This is a genomic window from Chitinophagales bacterium (assembly GCA_016787225.1).
Taxonomy (GTDB): Bacteria; Bacteroidota; Bacteroidia; order Chitinophagales; family JADJOU01; genus CHPMRC01.
Genome location: JAEUUY010000020.1, coordinates 1 through 20753, shown reverse-complemented (window position 1 = coordinate 20753; position 20753 = coordinate 1). Strand labels below are relative to the sequence as shown.

At 34.9% G+C, this 20753-nt stretch carries 23 protein-coding genes; 9 read left to right on the top strand and 14 right to left on the bottom strand.

From position 1 onward, the window contains the following. Positions 1 to 6: 6 nt before the first annotated feature. Positions 7 to 498: a hypothetical protein gene (locus JNL75_06845; protein ID MBL7789535.1), complete on the top strand. Its 492-nt coding sequence runs from the start codon at positions 7 to 9 to the stop codon at positions 496 to 498. Between the two features lie 44 nt (positions 499 to 542). Here JNL75_06845 and JNL75_06840 read toward each other — a convergent pair whose 3' ends face one another. Further along, positions 543 to 1583, bottom strand: coding sequence for an LD-carboxypeptidase (locus JNL75_06840; protein ID MBL7789534.1), 1041 nt, complete (start codon positions 1581 to 1583; stop codon positions 543 to 545). A 130-nt stretch (positions 1584 to 1713) separates the two neighbouring features. On the opposite strand from JNL75_06840, the gene JNL75_06835 reads away from it, so the two are divergent. Next, positions 1714 to 2499: a DUF2807 domain-containing protein gene (locus JNL75_06835; GenBank protein ID MBL7789533.1), complete on the top strand. Its 786-nt coding sequence runs from the start codon at positions 1714 to 1716 to the stop codon at positions 2497 to 2499. A gap of 59 nt (positions 2500 to 2558) precedes the next feature. Here JNL75_06835 and JNL75_06830 read toward each other — a convergent pair whose 3' ends face one another. The 5 genes from JNL75_06830 to JNL75_06810 form a co-directional block, all read right to left on the bottom strand. Beyond that, positions 2559 to 3446, bottom strand: a complete 888-nt coding sequence (locus tag JNL75_06830) for a hypothetical protein (protein MBL7789532.1) — start codon at positions 3444 to 3446, stop codon at positions 2559 to 2561. Positions 3447 to 3469: 23 nt separating this feature from the next. Next, positions 3470 to 4765, bottom strand: a complete 1296-nt coding sequence (locus JNL75_06825) for a bifunctional folylpolyglutamate synthase/dihydrofolate synthase (GenBank protein ID MBL7789531.1) — start codon at positions 4763 to 4765, stop codon at positions 3470 to 3472. 112 nt (positions 4766 to 4877) lie between these two features. Continuing rightward, a complete protein-coding gene (locus JNL75_06820) occupies positions 4878 to 5768 on the bottom strand; it encodes a hypothetical protein (GenBank protein MBL7789530.1) in 891 nt (296 codons plus the stop codon). Positions 5769 to 5771: 3 nt separating this feature from the next. Continuing rightward, positions 5772 to 6176, bottom strand: a complete 405-nt coding sequence (locus JNL75_06815; protein ID MBL7789529.1) for a biopolymer transporter ExbD — start codon at positions 6174 to 6176, stop codon at positions 5772 to 5774. A gap of 6 nt (positions 6177 to 6182) precedes the next feature. After that, positions 6183 to 6821, bottom strand: coding sequence for a MotA/TolQ/ExbB proton channel family protein (locus tag JNL75_06810; GenBank protein MBL7789528.1), 639 nt, complete (start codon positions 6819 to 6821; stop codon positions 6183 to 6185). Between the two features lie 194 nt (positions 6822 to 7015). Here JNL75_06810 and JNL75_06805 point away from each other — a divergent pair, with 194 nt between their 5' ends. The 3 genes from JNL75_06805 to JNL75_06795 all read left to right on the top strand — a co-directional run bounded on the left by JNL75_06805 (position 7016) and on the right by JNL75_06795 (position 8563). Further along, positions 7016 to 7540, top strand: a complete 525-nt coding sequence (locus JNL75_06805) for a DUF177 domain-containing protein (protein MBL7789527.1) — start codon at positions 7016 to 7018, stop codon at positions 7538 to 7540. A 27-nt stretch (positions 7541 to 7567) separates the two neighbouring features. Then, positions 7568 to 7753 (top strand): 50S ribosomal protein L32, encoded by a 186-nt coding sequence (rpmF, locus tag JNL75_06800; protein MBL7789526.1) that lies wholly within the window; start codon positions 7568 to 7570, stop codon positions 7751 to 7753. A gap of 105 nt (positions 7754 to 7858) precedes the next feature. Further along, the gene (locus JNL75_06795; protein ID MBL7789525.1) at positions 7859 to 8563 is read left to right on the top strand and encodes a VIT family protein; all 705 of its coding nucleotides are present in this window, start codon (positions 7859 to 7861) and stop codon (positions 8561 to 8563) included. A 26-nt stretch (positions 8564 to 8589) separates the two neighbouring features. Here JNL75_06795 and JNL75_06790 read toward each other — a convergent pair whose 3' ends face one another. From JNL75_06790 to JNL75_06760, 7 genes are all read right to left on the bottom strand, one after another. After that, positions 8590 to 9126 carry an NAD(P)H-dependent oxidoreductase gene (locus JNL75_06790; protein MBL7789524.1) on the bottom strand — a complete coding sequence of 179 codons (537 nt, stop codon included), beginning with the start codon at positions 9124 to 9126 and terminating at the stop codon, positions 8590 to 8592. Between the two features lie 14 nt (positions 9127 to 9140). Continuing rightward, complete coding sequence (locus JNL75_06785; protein ID MBL7789523.1) at positions 9141 to 9860, bottom strand: pirin family protein; 720 nt, start codon at positions 9858 to 9860, stop codon at positions 9141 to 9143. 574 nt (positions 9861 to 10434) lie between these two features. Continuing rightward, the gene (locus tag JNL75_06780; GenBank protein MBL7789522.1) at positions 10435 to 10854 is read right to left on the bottom strand and encodes a Crp/Fnr family transcriptional regulator; all 420 of its coding nucleotides are present in this window, start codon (positions 10852 to 10854) and stop codon (positions 10435 to 10437) included. Positions 10855 to 11008: 154 nt separating this feature from the next. Next, positions 11009 to 12316, bottom strand: a complete 1308-nt coding sequence (locus JNL75_06775) for a deoxyribodipyrimidine photo-lyase (protein ID MBL7789521.1) — start codon at positions 12314 to 12316, stop codon at positions 11009 to 11011. An 18-nt stretch (positions 12317 to 12334) separates the two neighbouring features. Beyond that, positions 12335 to 13219: a YitT family protein gene (locus JNL75_06770; protein ID MBL7789520.1), complete on the bottom strand. Its 885-nt coding sequence runs from the start codon at positions 13217 to 13219 to the stop codon at positions 12335 to 12337. Between the two features lie 3 nt (positions 13220 to 13222). Next, positions 13223 to 13804, bottom strand: a complete 582-nt coding sequence (locus JNL75_06765) for an HD domain-containing protein (protein MBL7789519.1) — start codon at positions 13802 to 13804, stop codon at positions 13223 to 13225. Beyond that, entirely contained in the window at positions 13801 to 15015 is a 1215-nt protein-coding gene (locus JNL75_06760; GenBank protein ID MBL7789518.1) for a hypothetical protein, read from the bottom strand. The genes JNL75_06765 and JNL75_06760 overlap by 4 nt, the downstream gene beginning before the upstream one ends. A 300-nt stretch (positions 15016 to 15315) precedes the next feature. Here JNL75_06760 and JNL75_06755 point away from each other — a divergent pair, with 300 nt between their 5' ends. Next, complete coding sequence (locus tag JNL75_06755) at positions 15316 to 16389, top strand: adenylate/guanylate cyclase domain-containing protein (GenBank protein MBL7789517.1); 1074 nt, start codon at positions 15316 to 15318, stop codon at positions 16387 to 16389. On the opposite strand, the gene JNL75_06750 is transcribed toward JNL75_06755, so the two are convergent. Next, complete coding sequence (locus JNL75_06750; protein ID MBL7789516.1) at positions 16376 to 17530, bottom strand: DUF1343 domain-containing protein; 1155 nt, start codon at positions 17528 to 17530, stop codon at positions 16376 to 16378. The two genes, JNL75_06755 and JNL75_06750, sit on opposite strands and share 14 nt — an antisense overlap. A 28-nt stretch (positions 17531 to 17558) precedes the next feature. Between JNL75_06750 and JNL75_06745 the strand changes: the two genes are divergently transcribed. From JNL75_06745 to JNL75_06735, 3 genes are read left to right on the top strand one after another with little or no spacing between them, the layout of a single operon-like run. Then, positions 17559 to 18752 (top strand): ABC transporter permease, encoded by a 1194-nt coding sequence (locus JNL75_06745; GenBank protein MBL7789515.1) that lies wholly within the window; start codon positions 17559 to 17561, stop codon positions 18750 to 18752. A 57-nt stretch (positions 18753 to 18809) separates the two neighbouring features. Then, entirely contained in the window at positions 18810 to 19568 is a 759-nt protein-coding gene (rlmB, locus tag JNL75_06740; GenBank protein ID MBL7789514.1) for a 23S rRNA (guanosine(2251)-2'-O)-methyltransferase RlmB, read from the top strand. Next, positions 19546 to 19938, top strand: a complete 393-nt coding sequence (locus tag JNL75_06735) for an RNA-binding S4 domain-containing protein (GenBank protein ID MBL7789513.1) — start codon at positions 19546 to 19548, stop codon at positions 19936 to 19938. Before rlmB ends, JNL75_06735 begins: the two co-directional genes overlap by 23 nt. Positions 19939 to 20753 lie beyond the last annotated feature (815 nt).

Sequence of the window (20753 nt, the reverse complement as noted above, 5' to 3'; positions counted from 1 at the left end):
TTCAAAATGATTCAATCCGAAATACAATTTATACGAGAAGAATTAAAGGAATATTCGCCTCCATCTAAAATCTGGGTTTACTACTCTGAAAAAGACTTTACCGAGAATATTACAGAAATTCAATCTCAACTAAACCACTTTACTCAAAATTGGAAATCTCATGGTAGCTCTGTGAAGGGAAAAGGATTCACTCTCGGTGGTCATATAATAATTCTTGTAGCAGATATTTCAGTATGTGAAGTTAGCGGTTGTTCTACGGATAGCTCCGTTCAGTTTATTACACAATTAGGTAGTCAGTTTCAACTAAATTTATTTGATAGACAACTTGTTCTACTATTAATAGAGGATAAAATAACTCCCACGAATCTCAATAGTTTGAATCAATATACACCAGATACGCTTGTATTTAATCCTTTCTTTTCTGATTTAGCAAATTGGCAAGAGTGCTTTATTCAAAAAATACAAGAGTCAAAATATAAGAGATTTGCAAAAAACTAATTCATTCACCGACCACTTACTACTGGTTATTGACCACTGACTACTTATATCACCCCACTCTCCAATAAATAGAACCTCTTATTCCTCATATCCATTTCTGCCAAACAGCTATAAGGTATCGTAAAGGTAGGGCAGGTATGACCAAAGTCCATTTCCGTAATGATTGGTAAATTAGATAGTCCTTCTTCATCTCTAACTACTTTTAGCAGCGCATCGTTGTATTCTTGAACATATTGATTATTATAAGGACGTCCAAGGATAATACCTTTGACTCTTTTCAAAATACCTTGAGCTACATAATTTCTCAACCACCATTTAAATAAACTTGGATTAGGCATATCTTCCGAAGTTTCTAGAAACAAAATAGTATCATTCCAATCATCTAAAGTTGGCCAATAGTCCGATCCTTTGAGAAATTCTAAAACCTCCATACAACCTCCTATCAATCTTCCTTGAACCTTTGAATCTCCCTGAAGAAAATTCCAAGAACCACTGGGTTCTAATTTCCTTTTGTGATCCATGAGATTGATATTGGCCCATTCTAATCGCTCAGAAGTCCAACCATTCAAATTTGGGACTATTTCACCAATGATCTCTGAGGAAAATAAGCTTCTTTTGATATCTTCAATCTGATAAGAATGCATGCCCCCATTCTCCGCAAAACCCACTAGTAATGAAGTTCCATAAAAGCTAGAAACTCCAGCTTTCATGCAAGCAAAATGGCTAATAGTAGTATCAGAAAAACCGAGAAATATTTTAGGGTTGTTTCGAATAACAGATAAGTCTACAAATGGCAGAGTTCGGATACTATCATCTCCTCCAATATTAGAAATAATAGCCTTGATACGAGGGTCCGCAAAGGCATGCATCAAATCATCAGCCCTAGCTTGTGGATTTCTATATATCCAATCTGCTGAGCGCAAGGCATGCTTGGTTTCCACTACTTCTAGTCCAAACACTTCTGCTAGTCGTTTCTTCCCGTATTGATACCGATGAGGGAGTTCACCAGCCCCTCCCCAAGATAGTGAAATAGTGGCAACTTTATCTCCTGGTATGAGTTTTTTTGGTTTTATAAGTGTATTCATATAACTTTTTGTGATAAATGTAGTTCATTTATAATAAAATGAGATAGTGACAAATTCTAGTTAGCTAGATTCTTTAGCTATTTTTGTAACCTTTTCTTATTTTCTTATCCAATTGTCAAATATCAAAAATATGCACGCAAAATCTATTTTCTACTACTGTCTTACTCTTGTCTCCATTAACCTCATTTCATGTAATTTTCAAATCACAAGCAATGAAGGTAAAGGTCCATTAATCGATAAGACATATCAGTACAAATTCACCGCTTTAGAACAGGATAATGGTATAGAGTCTAAAATATACAAATCAAATGAACATAAGGTGGTAGTCAATGCCCCTAATGACATCATTGATAATATTTTAGTAGAAATGGAAGGGGATCATAAGGTTCATATTCATGTCAAAAATAATTCCAATATTTCTACTGCTAAGGTAACAGTAAAAATATATACGCCATATCTTACTGAGCTAGATGCTTCCTCAGCAGCAGAAGTTCAAGTTATAGATACTTTTGTAGCTGAAAAAATCGTATTGGAATCAGGAAGCGGTGCTGAAATCAAAGGGAGTTTTAAGGCACTTACTGGAAATGTAAAAGCTTCAAGTGGTTCGTCTATTGATGTTAACATATTAGGAGAAACTATCTCAGTGGAATCAACCTCTGGATCTGAAATAACACTGTCAGGCTTAGCTAAACAAACCGATATGAAGGCGTCATCCGGATCACAAATCGATGGAGAGAAGTTTGTAAGTCAATCATCTAATTTAGAATCCTCAAGTGGAGCCGAAATCTCCTTAGGTGTAACTTTAAAAACTATCGCTAAATCTTCAAGTGGCAGTAATATAGATATATATAAACGATCAAATCAGATTGAAATATCGAAAGAAGTTTCAAGCGGAGGAAGTGTAGATTTGCATTAGTAGAACAATGAATTATTAGCTTAAATCATTGAAATTGTTTTCAAAGTTTAAGATTTGATTTACCAAATAGGTAACGGAATTCTATTATATTCGGTATTATCAAGTGAACGTAAAGGTTTAAGACCATAAGCCTTTCGTCTCAAGTCTATCAATATTTTTTCTTCATTTGACAAGTTCATTATATTATCAGACCCTTGATAAAAATATGGGGATTCATGCTTATTCATCCTAACCACGTCATGTATATAAGCATACGAATCGGGATCATATTCTCCTTTCTTTACTGCTGATTCCAATAGATTCAAATACTTTTCATTATCTGGGTTAATAAGACTAAAATGAAAAATTAATTGTACTTTACTAGCAGACACTCCAATTCTTCTTTCGGATGGAAAGCCATGTTTGCCAATCAATCTCAAAAGACAATCAAAAATATTTGCTTTTAAACTCAGTCTATTTTCAGGTTCACCTACCTTAAATTCGTCTTTCTCGAAGCCTATACAACTCTTCATAACTATACAACGATAAACATATTCCAAACTATCAATCAATCTGGCATATTCAGAATTGATACCTGCAAGATAGATTTTGTTATATTCCTTAATACTATCTTTCATTTCCTTATATCGACTTTCGTTTATAAATATTTCGTCCCATTGCTTCAGAGTATTGTAGTACATGCCTTTCAATAGAGTTAGACGCAATACTTCCATTGACTTTTTCTTATCTATCTTGCTTAATATTCTAGCATATTTACTTAAATATTTAACCCCTACAAAATCTACTTTACTAAAAGCAGTATCATACTTGGCTATTGCTAGTGGATAATTTTTAAAATAGGCTTGTTCATCTCCTTCATTACAATAATTATAAAAGGAAATATAATCATTCTGACCTTGTAAGAGGCTTATTGAAAAGAAAAAAACAATTGTAACTTTAGAACGCATTTGAATTTTTATTCGTTTAAATGTTAATAGTCTAATTTTTTTAGTAGTCCCAAAGCCTCCCCAACGAGAAATATACTACCCGTAACTAGTATAGTTTTATTATTATGTCTATTAATTGCGAAATCCAAAGCTTCTTCCAAATCTGAGGTTTGATAAATAGGAGTATTACAATTCTTTATAAACAATGGAACTAATTCTTCTACAGACATAGCGCGAGGAATATTTGCCTGGCTTAGGATATAATCCAGATTTTTAGGTAAATGCGAAATCACGGTGGTCACATCCTTATCTCGAACGCATCCGAAAAGGACTACTGCGTTTTTTAATTGCTCTGCTTCTATGGCTTTCTTCAATTCCTCTATCCCAGCTTCGTTATGAGCTGATTCTAATATAATAGTCTTTTCTCCTAATTTCAGCTTGGTCCATCGACCGAGAAAGCCAGTATTTTCTGTTCTATGAGCTATCCCTTTTTGAATAAAATCAGAAATATTTACCCTATCTTTCATGTAAGTGGAAAAAGCCAACATAGCTGTTTTAATATTTTTGATTTGATAAGGCGGGAAGGCTTTTGTCTTGTCAAGTCTTAGTTTATGCTCATGACACACAAATTCTAATGCAAGACTATCGATTTCCGTTACCTTCACCTCATCGCTGGCATAATACAGCTGAACTTCATTTTCCTTTGCCTTAGCTTCAAAGACAGTATTATAATTGGAATTGGATTCTCCAATAATACATGGAATTCCATTTTTAATTATTCCAGCCTTTTCAAATGCGATTTCTTCGATTGTATTGCCCAGCATATTCATATGGTCAAAGCTGACATTCGTAATTACGCAAAGCTCAGGTAAAATGACATTGGTGCTATCGAGACGACCACCCAGACCTACTTCTATCATAGCTATATCCACCTTTTCATAAGCGAAATATTCAAAAGCCATCACTACAGTCAATTCAAAAAATGAAGGCTGTATTTTCTCAATCACCGGTTTAGCCTTTTCTACAAATTCAATAACGAACTCTTGAGAAATCATCCGATTTCCTGTCTTAATGCGTTCTCGAAAGTCAATCAAATGTGGGGAAGTGTAAATTCCAACCTTCATTCCTGTTTCGACAAACATAGAAGCGAGATAGTTGGTAGTGCTTCCCTTGCCATTAGTACCACCTATGTGAATCGATTTAAATTTATGTTGCGGAATACCAAAATAGTCACAAAGAGCTAAGGTATTGGTCAAGTCTTTTTTATATGCTGCAGAACCAATGCGAGAGAACATGGGTAATTGCTGGTAGAGAAAATCAAGAGTTTCTTGGTAAGTCACGAGTTAGTAGAAAGTTGAAGGTTTAAAGTGAATAGGAAACAGTCTTTACAGCTAATCTTCGTAATACTTAATACTAGTTTAACATCTAACTTCTTCCCGATTGCTATCGGGACTAATCCCTAATTTCGAAAGTAAATACCAGTTTCCCCCAATCAGAATCCTTATCATCACTTGGAGAGAATTTTGCTTTTTTCGCAGCCTGAACACATTTCGATACCAAGTCACTATCTGTGATTGTTGAGTTTTGAGCGACAAACTCACTTTTCTTGACATTACCTGAAGCATCTACATTGACTGATATTATAATCCTTCCTGTTTTATTTGATTTGTCTACAATAGGAGGTATCGATTTTAAGTTTCTTCCTACTAATCCGCTGCCTATACGACCTCTTCCCTCTCCTTCTGAGCCTAGACCTGTACTTTTACCCAGATAATTATCCGATTTACTACCTGATGGATCTCCCATATTGCCTTCACCTTCGGTATTTCCTTGGCTTCCAGCTCCTTTTCCAGTGCCTTTAAATCCTTTAAACAATGAGTTTTCATCCACCTTATTTTTTTCAGCAGGGGGTGCATTAGAGATATTTTTACTTGGAATTGGATCTGCTTTTTCTGGTTTTTTATTAGGGCTTTTGAGTATATTATCTACGACAACTATCTTTTGCGATTTAGTTTCTGTGATTGCATCTACCTTTGCTGTTTCCTCATAATCTTGAAGAAGCACTTTCTCTTTGATATCTTGGGTCAATGGAGGATTTCCAGGCGATGGAATAGCAATCTTATTCATAGGATTATCTTTATCCGGTTCATCCTCTCCGAGTCCCACTTCTGTATAACCAAAATCTACCATGAGACCTTCCCCTTCATCTAATTCTAAAGGTTGGGAGAATTTCCATATATAAAAAAGAAGTAAGATTAAAATAAAATAAATGACAACGGCAAGCTTAGGATAGATTCTTCTGTTCCTTTCGTAGATATCAACTCTTTGTAGCATGGCCGTCATGATCTATTGTTTGGCAGGTTGTGTGGCCAATACCATTTTAATTTTCAATTCATTACCTATCTGCATAATATTGACTAAGTCCTGTACAGTCAAGGACTGGTCTAGTCGAAGTACTATGGTAGGAGTCTCCATACTCGCCACCAGACTAGAGAGTTTAGACTTTAAATCTTCAATATTGACCTGTTGTTTATTGACAAAAATGACTTTATCTTTGTCTACAGAAAGAATGACTGGTTGCTTAGCCAAACTGGAGTTTGATTTCGAATTGGGAAGTGATAATCTTATAACATTAGGATTGACCAAAGTGGATACAATCAAAAAGAATAACATTAAGAAAAACATAATGTCATTTAGAGATTCTGTACTTACTTCTGCGCCTTCTTTATGTCTTCTTCTAAATCTGGACATAGTCAATTATTTAACTGGAGTTGATATAGTTTCTATCAATTGTGCAGAACCTCTTTCTAAGTGATATACATTTCCTTTGATTTTTTTTGAAATCACGAAATAGAAATAATAGGCAATAATACCCAAAGTCAAGCCTAATGCGGAGGTAATCATTTTTACATACAATCCACCAGAAATGGACTCAATGTTATAATCTCCTGTTGCATTAATCGTATAGAATATCTGAATAACACCCGCTATAGTACCTATGAAACCAAGCATAGGAGCTAGTTTAGATACCAAACTGAGCGTTTCCTCTCCTTTTTCCATTTGAAACACTTCTAAGTCGATGGCTTTCTCCATAGCTAACTCAATATCTTTCAAGGGAAGACCTATTCGAGAAATTCCTTTGTAAATAACTCTAGATAGCGGTGAATTAGCTCTTAAACATATATCTTTAGCCCCTGTTATATTTCCTAAAGAGATAGATTCATTTACCTTGTCAAGCAAGTTGTTATCTTCTTTACGTGCCTTCAAGGCGCTTAGCCTTTCAACAAAGATGTAAATAGCTAGTCCTCCTAATAGGAAAATCAAGCCAGAGACAAACTGTCCCATTGAGCCCATTTTAGCGAAAATATCTAATAAGCTTTGCTCTTGTCCATTCATAAATTAAACTTTTTTATATTAGCTGATTGCAAATTTAGTTATTGCACATATCGCTAAATCTAAAAGATATGCACAACTAGTCTATAAACTGAACAAAAAAAGAATTATTGCTCTTAGAATTATAAAAACTAAGCATTTTAGATTAAATTACCTATATTTGCACTCCAAAAATAAAAATTAGTTCTTTTTTTAGTATGGAAAGGAGGAGGAATTTTGACATACATTTTCTAGGATTGAAAAATGCCGTGCATCATTTCGAATACGAAATAGGTGCGCCGTTCTTTAAAATGTATGAAAAATCTCTCATATCAGAGGCCAATCTACTGGTAAAATTAAATCTAGATAAAAAAGATTCCTTTTTTATTTTGAATTTTCAAGTAGACGGTACAGTCAACTTACCCTGTGATAGATGCAATGAGTTGTTTGATTATGAGTTAATGACTGATTTTGAAATCATTGTAAAATTTGAAGATGTAGAGAATGGAACCTTAGATGAAGCCGACGTAGTTTATATTTCCAGGAATGAAACGGCCATCAATGTTGCAGATTTAATTTATGATTATATCTTGATCAATATCCCCATTCAAGTCTTTCATCCCAATGATAAAAACGGAAATAGCACCTGTAACCCAGAAATATTGGAAAAACTAAAAGCAGTACCTAAAACAGAAGAGGAAATAGATCCAAGGTGGTCTAGTTTAAATAAATTAAAATCATAACAATAACAAAAATAAAAATTACATAATATGCCAAATCCAAAGAAAAAAATATCAACCACAAGAAGAGATAAAAGAAGAACCCATTACAAAGCAGAAGCTCCGACCTTGTCTACATGCTCTACAACGGGAGAGACTCACCTAAGACATAGAGCTTACTACGTGGATGGTGCTCTATATTACAAAGGTAAAATGGTTATCGAGGCTAAGGCTTAAGATAAACAACTTCATAGATTAAAAAAAGACCATCGAATGATGGTCTTTTTTTTTGAAATAAGTTGATTTAGAAAATTAATGTAATTTTGAAGGAACAAGAATTGAATGGAACCAACAATCGACACCTATTTAGAAAGTCATTATATACATAGAAGTAATTGGCTTCGCGCTGCAGTTCTAGGTGCCAATGATGGCATTATATCCATATCTAGTATAGCTATCGGTGTAGCTGCTGCGAGCACTACACGTGAACCCATTTTACTAGCCACGATAGCAGGCTTGGTAGCGGGTGCACTATCCATGGCAGCAGGAGAATATGTTTCCGTCAGCTCACAAATGGATACTGAAAAATCGGATATAGAACGTGAAGCCAAGGAACTTGAAGCTATGCCGGAAATTGAACTAAATATATTGGCAGCCATATACGAAAAACGAGGTTTGAAAAAAGAGACGACTATGCAGGTAGCACAGGAACTGACTGCTCATGATGCCCTAGCAGCCCATGTACGCGACGAATTAGGGATTAATGAAGTGACCCAAGCCAATCCATTAACTGCTGCTTTAGCATCTGGATTAGCCTTTACTCTAGGTGGTGCCTTACCTGCTCTAGTGACACTTTTTTCTCCTATCCCATTTATGGTGCCTAGTCTCTACGTTTTGTCTATTATTTTTTTAATGGTCTTAGGAGGTATATCTGCCAGACTAGGTGGCTCAAGTATATGGAAAGCCATACTTCGAGTCACTTTTTGGGGAACACTCGCAATGGCGCTCACTGCGCTAGTTGGATATTTATTTGGAGTGAAGGTATAAAAGTGACTTACTATTATTACCTATTATCACGCTTCATTCGTCTTAGAAATCTTATTCAATAAGGAATTAAATTCATCCTTTAACTCCTCATTGATAATACCTTTCTCTGCATCGAAATTTTCCTGAAACTTAGGTAAACAAAAATGACCTAGAATCTCAGCACCATGAATAGGAAAGCGCACTAAAGCTGCATCCATAACGCCCCTGCCTCCTCTAGGGCCGGGTGCGGTAGCGAGTAATATCATTCTCTTACCTTCAAACATCTTCAATTTATACCTCGATAGCCAATCAAAGAGATTCTTAAATACCGCTGTATATGTTCCATTATGTTCAGCCAATGAGATAATGATTACATCTGCTTCTTCTAGCTTCTTGGAAAAATGTGAGACCAATTCTGGAATACCAATAGATTTTTCTTTATCTATCGAATATAGAGGCAGATCATAATCATTGAGGTCCAGGAGCTCCGTATCATGAGATTGAAAATGCGTCAACACATAAGATAAAAATTTCTTATTAATTGATTGAGAGCTATTACTAGCTGCAAATGCGAGTACTTTCATTTTATTTATTTAATTTAAACATTCATAGGAACTTCGATGAGCAATATTTCTGAGTCCTTTTCTAAGGAAGTTAAACTTAATTTCTCAATACTCCAAACCCCTAGTGCGTCTCTTCGCTCTAATTTCTGATTATTAATCTCAAATTGACCGTGTATAACAAAGGCATAGACCCCATTACTTTTATCTTTTAATTGATAGTTTGCTATGGAATTCTGGTCAAATTTTCCTATGTGAAACCAAGCATTCTGATGTATCCAAACACCAGCTTCTTCTGGCACAGGAGAAAGTATCTGTTGCAATCTGTTTTGTTTGTCAGAAGGATCAAGTTTTAACTGATCATAGCGTGGTTTTACGTTTTGCTTATTGGGGAATATCCAAATTTGCAAAAGTTTTAGTTTTTGGTCACTATGGTGATTAAATTCACTATGAGTAACTCCAGAACCAGCACTCATTACTTGAATTTCACCCGCTCTGATAACTGAAGTATTTCCCATACTATCTTTATGCTCAATAGCTCCCTCCAATGGTATGGTTATAATCTCCATATTGTCGTGAGGATGCGTGCCAAATCCCTCGCTGGCATTCACAGTATCATCATTCAAAACTCGCAGTGCTCCGAACTGCATACGCTCTGGATTGTAATAACTAGCAAAGCTAAAAGAGTGATAAGCATCAAGCCAACCATGATTGGCATATCCTCTTGTGTTGGCTTTATGTAAAACTGAATTTTCCATGTTTATTGTGTTTTTTATTGGTAAATGATTAAAACCTAAGATTTCCTTTTTTGGCAATTTTTCTTCTTGCCTTCTAGCTATGAGACCAGCGACAGATAGAAGTGCTGAACCTAATAGCCCTTTCTTTAAAAATTCTTTTCGATTCATACTTTAAAATTTTAATGCAAAGGTAAATCAGTCTTAGTTCAATTTCATTGATCTAGATTAAGAAAAAACCTATAAAAAAAATATTTAGATTTTTAGGGTCTGCTGAAAAACTAATCAATTCAATGAGATTCGGAGTCGCAGCCTAATTTCTAATAAAACAAGTGCAAGATAGAATAGAAGTTATCTCAATGTTTTCGTTGAAAACCTTGCAGCAAATTATCTTAAACCACATAGGCACATAGATTTTTTAGTTAAGGTGCTGTTTATATAAGGAAACATTTACGATAAAAAAGGAAAGTATAGAGCGCTGAAGCGCTACCGCAATAGAATGAGATCTATGTTCAAGCGGTTTATCGCCTACGGCTTACTTATTTTCCTATGTACCTATGTGGTTAAAAAAAGTTGTGAGTTTAACAGCAAACCCTATTTAATTTTTATCTTTTCGAATGCGACTCAGAAATTCGGGTGTCAAACCCAGATAGGAAGCTATTAGGTGCTGAGGAACTCGCTGTAGCACGTCAGGATATTTACTTCGAAATTGTTCATATTTCTCTTTACCAGACAAGGCTATGTTGCTAAAAATTCGTTGTTGATAATTGATAAGATGCCGCTCTACTAGTAATCGAAACATTCTCTCAAGTTTAGGAATTTTCTTAAGCAATTCAACCTTAGTTTGCTTATCCATAACCAGAATCTCTGAATCTTCTATGAACTCTATAAACATTTTACTTTCACTAGCATTATGCAAACTATCCATATCAGCTAGCCACCAATTCTCTCTAGCAAAGGAAAGCACTACCTTGGTGCCATCTTCACCTATAAAATAGGATACAGCCAATCCTTTCAAAACAAATGCTTCAACATTGCAAACCTCACCATCTCGCAGTAAGAATGTTTTTTTCTGCTTAGTTTCAAATATTACCTTGGATATTATTTCATCTATTTCTTAATCAGAAAAATCATTGCACTTTAGCAAATAATCGCGAAAACTAGGGTAGGTATTATCCTTCATTTAGGGCTTTTTTATAAACATCTAGTGCCCTATTTCTAGCAAAACTATGCTCTACTATAGGGGGAATCAGCAAATCATCAGGTGAAAGCCACTGGTTGATGTATTTCGCTTCGGGATCAAATTTCTTCGCCTGCTCACTAGGGTTAAAGACTCTAAAATAAGGTGCAGCATCGCATCCTGTTCCTGCAGCCCATTGCCAGTTTCCATTATTGGCTGATAACTCATAGTCTAATAATTTCTCAGCGAAATAAGCCTCTCCCCATCGCCAATCTATAAGAAGATGCTTGGTCAGAAAGCTGGCTACAATCATTCTTACTCGATTATGCATGAATCCAGTTTCATTGAGTTCTCGCATACCCGCATCCACTATGGGATAACCCGTCCTACCTAGGCACCATAATTTAAATTCGTTTTCATTATTTCGCCATGGAATTTTGTCATACTTTTCTTTAAAACTCGCATGAACGACCTTTGGAAAATGAAATAATATTTGCATAAAAAATTCTCGCCATATCAATTCGTTAAGCCAAGTTTCGTTTGTATTCATTGCCTGCAAAACAAGCTTGCGCACACTCACTGTACCGAAACGCAAGTTTACACTCAGTCTTGTTGTTCCCTCTTGATTCGCTGGAATATTGCGCGTCAAATGATAATTCTTAATAATTTGATTTAAGTCCTGAGCATTATTGGCTAAATTTAATTCAACTGAACTAAATCCCATTTCTTCCAGAGAGAGAGAGAGAGACTGAGAACTAAACTTGAATAAGCTATGGAGAAAATTTTCACTAGGAAAAGTCTGAATAGGACTAGTGCCCAGTTTCGTCTTCCACACTTTAGAATATGGAGTAAATATGGTATATGGCAGACCATCGGCCTTGACTACTTCTGATTTTTCAAAGATAACCTGATCTTTGAAACTTTTAAACTTGATAGACCGACTTTCTAGGAAGTATTGCACCTCTGCGTCTCTCTTAATAGCATAAGGCTCGTAATCGTGATTGGTGAATACTGCTTTTATATCATAGGTTGAAACTAAGTCTTGCCAAATGGTTAATGGTTTCCCATACATAAATTTCAGACCAGACCCAAACTCATTAAATTTATCATTTAAAATCTGACAATGATTATGAATAAACTGTAATCGTTTATCAGACTTATTCGTAAGTTTAGATAAAATATCTGTATCAAAAATAAAAATAGGAAGTACAGGCAAACCAGAATTTAAAGCCTGAAAAAACCCATGATTATCTTCAAAACGTAAATCTCTCCGAAACCAGAAGATTGCTAATTCTTGCATAAGGTATTAAGATAACAATTAGTGTACGTTCTTCTTTTTCAGTACACCGCCTTTAGCTTCTTTCACACTTGTGATATACATAAATGCTTTCGGATCTATTTCATAGATAGCCTCCTTAATTTTTAAAATTTCAAGACGTGTCATAATAGTAACAATAACATCTACATTTTGTTTCACATCATAACTGCCGGGCAAATAGCCCCTCTCCCCTTTATAGACTGCGATACCTTTATTAAAATCATTGACTATCGCCGATTTGATATCTTCGAATTGCGAGCTAATAATATGCAGAGCAATGTACTCTTCGATTCCATCTGCTACATAGTCGCTCATTTTAGTAGCTGTAAAGTAAGTGATAATTGAATACATAGCAGATTCGATTCCTAGCTTGTATGCAACTGTTAAGAAAATAAGGCTATTGAAAATAAGAATAATTTCACTCATACTCAAACCTATTCTCTTTGTGGTAAATACCGCTATAACTTCTGCTCCATCTATGACTCCACCAGCACGGACGACTAAACCCATGCCTATTCCTATGAAGAAACCACCAAAAATGGCTATGAGAATTTTATCATTTGTAATCGTAGGGACTGGCACAAATTGTAAACCTAAAGCCAATAAAAAGATAGCTAGGCTAGTCTGAATAGCGAAGGTCTTGCCTATGTATTTTTTACATAAATAAATAAAATAAGCATTTAACCCAAGTATCAATAGAGAAATATTTATATGATATATCTCATGTATTAGTATCGAAACGCCAGTGACTCCGCCATCCATTAAGTGATTGGGGATCATAAATCCTTTCATAGCAAAAACCGCACAGGCAGTACCCGTCAATATTAATGCTATATTTTTCAGTGAGTAAATTTGACTCCATTCGATAGGGTGATTTTTATTCATAACTTAACCAATTAGCTTTCTAAGTTCAACAAGTCTTTTTTCTTTCGCATCTTTTCTGCGTTGAATACAAGTTTTTGTAAAATAATGATGTTGCTCCAAAAATTTTACTTGTATCTTATTCCATTCTTCTTCTGTTTTTAAAAGACTTATGCTTTTAAATTCTTCAAACAAAGAGCTTGAAATAGGATAAAAATCTTCTCTGCCAAGGTAATCAAGGTCTGCATCAGCCAATATTTCCTCTAGCTGTGTTTGTGGATTTTGAGGAATTTTTGTAGCTTGAATCATACTGCAAATTTTCTCTATTTGTTCTTCATTGTAGTCAAACTCCGGCAATTTTTCTCGCACAATTTCACAGCTCAAATCCTCATGACCATTGTAGGCTAAGATAAATCCACTATCATGAAATATAGCAGCGGTTTTAAGCAAGGTTAAATCTTCTTCATCTGTAATACCTTCACTCATGGCTATTTCTATAGTCATTTCATAGACATCCCAGGTATGATGATATCCATGGTAAGTTAAATATGAAGGCAGTTCATCTTTAAGTCTTGTCAAAATATACTTCTTGGCGAGGTGAAAATTCATGATGCGAGCGGCTTATTATCTGATTGTTTTTTTTCTAAAATTGTATCTGATACGAAATACATATCCAGTCCATTTTTACCTTTTATGTCTATTTTTCCACGATAAATACAGGCAAATTTATCTTTAACTTTTTCATAAGTAGTGGAAGAAATATTAATTTTGCCAGGTTCACAAGAAGATTCCAAACGGGATGCAATATTAACAGTATCGCCCCATACATCATAGGCAAACTTTTTAGTACCTATGACCCCAGCTACGATAGGTCCAGTATTGATACCAATTCGAATCTCATAGACTTGTTTTTTAGTTTTGATTCTTTCTTTTTTCATTTCTGCCATAAATTCTTGCATTTCTATGGCAGCTAAGACTACATCTTGCGGATTCGTTTCATTACTATGTGGAATACCTCCCACACACATAAAGCAATCTCCTATGACCTTTATTTTTTCAATATTATACTTTTGAATGATATCATCGAAGGCGCCAAAAATATAATCCAATTCTGCTATTAAAACGGATGGTTTCAGAGTAGCACTAATACTTGTAAAACCTTTAATATCAGCAAACAACACTGTAGCCATATCATAACTTCTAGCTTGTGTTTTTTGCGTATTTTTTAATTCATCTGCTATCTCTTGTGGTAAAATATTGAGAAGTAATTGATCTGATTTTTTCTTTTCAATTTCTAAAATTCTACTAGCCTTTTTTCTATTGATAAACATATATAAAAGTAAGATAGAAATCAAGCTAATCAGGGCTATACCCAGAATAAGTATTTTTTGTGAGGCTTTCTTATTTGCTAATTCTAACTCGCTTTGCTTCGCTACAAGATCTGATATTTTTTTTGCCTCTTCTAAAGATGAAATATTAGCATCTTTTACTCTAATTACATTCTCCTTTTCAACGACTTCATTGGATTTTTCTTTTAAAAGAATCTTACTGGATTGAATCTCTTTTTCTGTCATTTTCAGCTCCTGTTGCTTCTTCTTTACAGCCTCATCCAATGCCTTGGTTTTTTCCGCTAATTCCTGTTTATCTGCCTCTAAGCGCCTCTTCTCTTTCTCAATATTGGCCTTCTCCTGCAATAAATCATTATACATTCTTTTTTGCTCCTCATTCTGTTCCTTCAACTCTTTCTTAGACTGAGCATTGAAATCTAGGGAAAACAAAAATAGAATACTAAATAAAATATAAGTACTAAGACGTCTCATTGAGTTTAAGTTATATCCAAAGATACAATATTATAACAAATTGAATAAATTTATGTATGACTATATTTGCACCACTGTCATATATTTATAATGAATACAGGTAATACTTTTTTTTCTATAACTAAGCAAATTGGGAGTAAAATACCTATGGTAAAAAACATCCCATCTTTTGATAGTATTCCCACTATCATAAATTCTGATAATCTCAGATTTTACAAGCTATCGAACCTAGTGCTGACTCTAGGAATGTTTGTGCACCTTCATTGGATTTTTTACTTTTATTTCCTAAGAGCATACCCAATGAGTGCAATTAATATTGTAAGTGTTGGGATTTATATTACAAGTATAATATTGAATAGAAAGGGTATGCATTTCACTTCTTCTATCATTATGGTATTGGAAATTATTATTCATCAAATCATAGCAGTTTATTATTTTGGGACTGATTGCGGTTTTCAATACTATATATTAGTTATTTCGCTATTCCCATTTCTAATGCCCAGAGGCAAATGGACTATAAAAGTATCGTTATCATTGATATGTGTTATCAGCTTTATGTTTCTAAACTTTTATTATAGTAGTTTGTTCGAACCGATACAAATTTTAGATACCATACATAAAGGCTATTTAAATTTATCAAATACTCTATTTTCATTTATTTCTCTTACTTTAAGTGGCGCGTTTTATTCCATAGCTATGCATGATACCGAAGACGAGATAAAATATGAAAAAGAAAAGTCGGACAATTTGCTACTTAATATTCTCCCCCTTAAAGTAGCACAAGAGTTAAAACAACATGGTAGAACAGAAGCTCAATTGCATGACAATGTAACCATAATGTTTACTGACTTTCAAGACTTCACTAAGCTTAGCGAAGAATTATCTGCCAAAGATTTAGTCAAGATTATTGATTATTACTTTCGGTCTTTTGATCAAATCATACTAAAGTATAATATAGAGAAAATAAAAACCATAGGCGATGCCTATATGTGTGTTTCAGGTTTTCAAACAGATTCAAAGTTAGCAGCTAACAATATGATTTTGTGTGCTATGGAAATTTTGGAATTTATCCATAATGAAAGGATACTACCAAAGAATCCAACGAAAAGAAGTTTTGACATTCGGATAGGAATCAATACAGGGGCGGTAGTAGCTGGAGTAGTCGGTGATACGAAATTTGCTTACGATATATGGGGAGACGCTGTCAACATTGCCAGTAGAATGGAGAAGCTAGGTGAAGTAAATACGATCAATGTTTCTGAAGCAACCTATCATCTTGTAAAAGATAGTTTTGATTTTGCTTCACGCGGTGAGATCGATGTGAAAAACAAAGGAACAATGAAAATGTATAATCTGAAAACTAAGGATAAATAAGGTACTTTACCCTAATTTTTTTAAACTTTGCTATATCAGAATACCAAGATTCACGAATTTCGTTCTCTGTCTTACCATTAATAATTTGCCATCTTAGGGTTGCATTACCTGCTAAATTATCGAAAAACAATGATGGTAAGAAAAACTCCTTTTTATCCCTGGTCCAATGCTGATAGGCTTTTAAAATGTAGGATAAATCAAACTTCTCTACTACCTTTATCTCTGACAATTGTTCTCCAAAACACCACTGATTCAAATATGGTGGTGAGCTAGCACCTTTTCGAGACATGGGTATGAAGCTATCTTTCAAAACTTGTTTATTCAAAAATGGCGAGCCAAAGCATTCAAAAGGCGTCTCAGTACCTCTGCCTACAGAAACACCAGTTCCTTCAAATAAACATAGCGAAGGATATAACGCTATCGCTTGGCTTGATTTTAAATTGGGGGATGGAGGAATAGTTAAGACTATCTTGGAATCATGTTGGTAGTTCAAGCAAGGAACAACTTCTAGTTTGACTTTTGACTTGGTTTGCAGCCACTTCTCCCCTACCAGCATTTTAGCATATTCTCCTATTGTCATGCCATAGACCACAGGGATAGGTTGCATACCTACAAAGCTCTTAAATTTCATATCCAAGACGGGGCCATCAATATAATGTCCGTTGGGGTTTGGTCTATCGAGTACTATCACAGGAATATTCGCATCCGCGCAGGCTTCCATGACGTATTGCAAGGTAGAAATATAGGTATAAAATCGAACACCCACATCTTGAATATCAAAAAGCATAATATCAATATTCTTCAGGTCTTCTCTGCTCGGTTTCAAATTCTTTCCATAAAGAGATTTTATACGTATTCCAGTCTTAGTGTCTATCTCGGATTTAATCTTAGCTCCAGCATCTGCTTCGCCTCTAAATCCATGTTCGGGTGCGAATATTTTTACAATTTTAATTTCATTAGTGATAAGAAAATCTACCAAATGCTGGTTACCCACCATACTGGTATGATTGCAGGTAATTGCTATCTTTTTCCCTTTTAACTTAGGTAAATATAGTTGGCTGCGGTCCGCTCCAGGAATGATTGTTTGACCTTCTGTTAATAGATAAATACAAAGAAAGAGTGCAAAAAAAGAAAGTCGCATATTTTGAAAGAAGTTACCTTTGTGCAGTATGAATTGGAGCGTAAAGTTAGCAAAAAGTTTAACAAAGGATAAAACTCTTCAGCGGCATCACTTTATTCAAATAATATGTCAACTCGCAATAGCGCTTTGTATCTGCACTATACTTATTTCATCCTTTCTAATAAGAGGTTTTGAAAAAACTATTGAGGACAAGATTTTTGGATTTTGGTCACATATCCGTATCTCTTCCATTGGTAACTCTATCAATCCTATAGGAGAAAATCCTATTCAAATTGAGCTCAAAGATATAAACCAAAAAGGACTAGGAAAAATAACTCCTGTGGTTAATAAAGGTGCCCTTCTAAAAAATCAAGAAAATATTGAAGGGATAATTCTCAGAGGTATTGATTTCAATAAAACATCAAGCTTTGAATATGGGCAGCCAAAACATTTATCCTATGAACAAAGTAAAGAAGCACCCATAATTTTATCGCAGCATAGTCTCAATAAGCTCAATCTCAAACTAGGCGACCCCCTAATTATCAGCATACTTGATAGCCAACCAAAATCTATTCGGGCCAAAGTCATCAACAGCTATGTCACTAATATAGAGGAATTTGATGCGCAGATTGCTCTTTCTGATATAAAATTTCTCCAAAATTTAAATCAATGGGGAAGTCAGGAATATAGCTGGATAGAAATTCAATCCAAAGATAAACATGAGATACGAAATTTAGCTTCCAGTATCTATGAAGAATTAAACGATGTATCAGTGGATACTATTTATGAAATATATCCCCAGCTTTTTGATTGGCTAGCACTCATGAAAAAAAATGAACTCATTATATTTATAGTCATGCTCATAGTGGCCATGGTCAATATCATATCGACCATTAGTATATTTGTGATAGAAAAAACCAAACTGATTGGTATGCTGAAAGTACTAGGAGCTCATAATAAATCAATAATTGAAATAATGTATTACCAAGTTTTTTTTATAATAATAAGAGGTGTATCAATAGGGAATCTGATAGCGCTGGTTGTAACAGCTATTTTGCACTTTTTAAAACCAATAAAACTAGACCCTGCAATTTATTATATTTCTTATGCTCCTGTCTGGATTGACTGGAAGGCATTTGTTTTTATAAATATCTTAACGGTCTTCACATGTATAATAAGCGCATATATTCCACTGAGAACTATTTCCAAGATTTCACCTATTAAGGTAGTAGAGTATAAATAAGATAGAAGTTAGATGTTAGATGATAGAATTTAGATAAAAGAAGTTAGACAAGAAAATATGAAAAAAAAAGATATAATTTTTGGAAAGAATTCGATTGTAGAAGCATTAAAAAATGGAGTCAATATCGATACGATATGGATCAGTCAGACGGCTAGAGATGTAGGAGAAATCATACAACTGGCTAAAGCCAATGAGGTGCCCATTAAAAAGGTACCTATCCAGAAGATAGACTATCTGATCTTCCCATTTTACAAGCCCCATGAAATTTCGCATCAAGGAGTGGTAGCTATCCTCAATAAATATGAATATGCTAAACTCGACGATATTTATCATTTCCTCATCAGTCAGGGAAAGCAACCTTTTTTTGTATTTCTCGATAGAATCACAGATGTAGGGAATTTTGGAGCCATAGCTCGAAGTGCTGTATGCTTTGATGTTGATGCCATCATCATACCGAATAAAAATAGCGTTTCAGTGAATGCCCAAGCGAATAAGTCTAGTGCTGGAGCTTTGGCCCATATCCCAATTTGCCGTGTAGAAAACATTTGGGACACCATAGACTATTTGATTCAATGCGGTTTTCAGCTTATTGGAGCTACTGAAAAAGCTAAGATGAGTATAGATCAACTTGACCTTCATCTTCCTACCCTGCTCGTATTAGGAAATGAAAACACAGGAATCAGCCTACCTGTCCAAAAAATGCTCACTCATCAAATTAAAATACCCATGAATACAGATCGATTTGACTCCCTCAATGTATCTGTGGCAGCCGGCATTTTATTTCACCAAGCCTATGAAGCCAGAAAAGGAAGCTAACGATATTCGTATAGATAAATATCTCTGGGCTGTGCGCATATTTAAATCGCGCAGCATAGCCTCGGAAGCTATTGATGGCGGTAAAGTCAAACTCGATGGATATAGTGTCAAAAGCTCCAAAAAAGTGAAACTAGGCGAAAAATATCGAATTAAAAGAGAGCAGCAGGTACTAGAAATTGAAGTCACAAAAATAATAGAAAAACGAGTATCGGCCGAACTAGCTAGGGAATGTTATATCGAATTATTCAATAGTTTGACTGATTTACCAAAAGTTCAATCTGCCTTTTTCAATTCGACAGTAGACCGAGAAAAAGGTAAAGGCCGACCTACAAAACGCGATCGAAGGGAGCTAGATGATTATTTGATTTGATACGAATACAGACAGAACTATTTTCGTTGCAATCTGCTGAGAACTTACTAACGAATTATAAATACCGTAAGCGTATTAGTAATACCGTTTGTATTTATGTATCAGTCCAATATTACTGTCGTTCATTGTACTGAACATTAATAACAACGGCATTTACCACTGTAATCATCCAAAATAGTCTGGACTATTTTAGATGTAACATTGGTATAATAGTCCAATGTCATATGTGGCTCCTTGCATTAAATAAATAAAGCTAGGGCATTTACCACTCTAAACGTATAAATTTTTGTACACTTGCAGAGAAATGCATAAATATCAGATAAACAGCAGTTTATTTGCCGACCCCCCACCCCCTAGGGTACCCCCCCCACCCCTATAGGTGAGCTGGCTCAGCTTTTACCTGAACCAGCTCACCTCTGACATGAACTGGCTCACCTCTGACATCAGCTAGCTCACCTTTGACATCAGCCAGCTATCGAAATACCTGAGCTAGCTAACCTTTGAAATGAGCCAACTATCGAAATACCTGAGCTGACTCACCTCTGAAATGAGCCAGCTATCAAAAAACCTGAGCTGACTCACCTCTGAATAGAACGAGCTAACCACAAACCTGAGTCCGTTCGTCTCCAAGGTTAGCTGGCTAGGGTGTAGGCTTAGAACTATAAGGGTTTACTTTGTCTCGTCCTAAAATTACTTGACAGTTTTTGGTTAAAAAACTGATTTGGATTACATTTTTTTCTCTAAATCCTAAACAAATGTACAGTAATATTTTTCATTCCTAATAATTCAATACTTCTGATTATTACTTTTCCTGA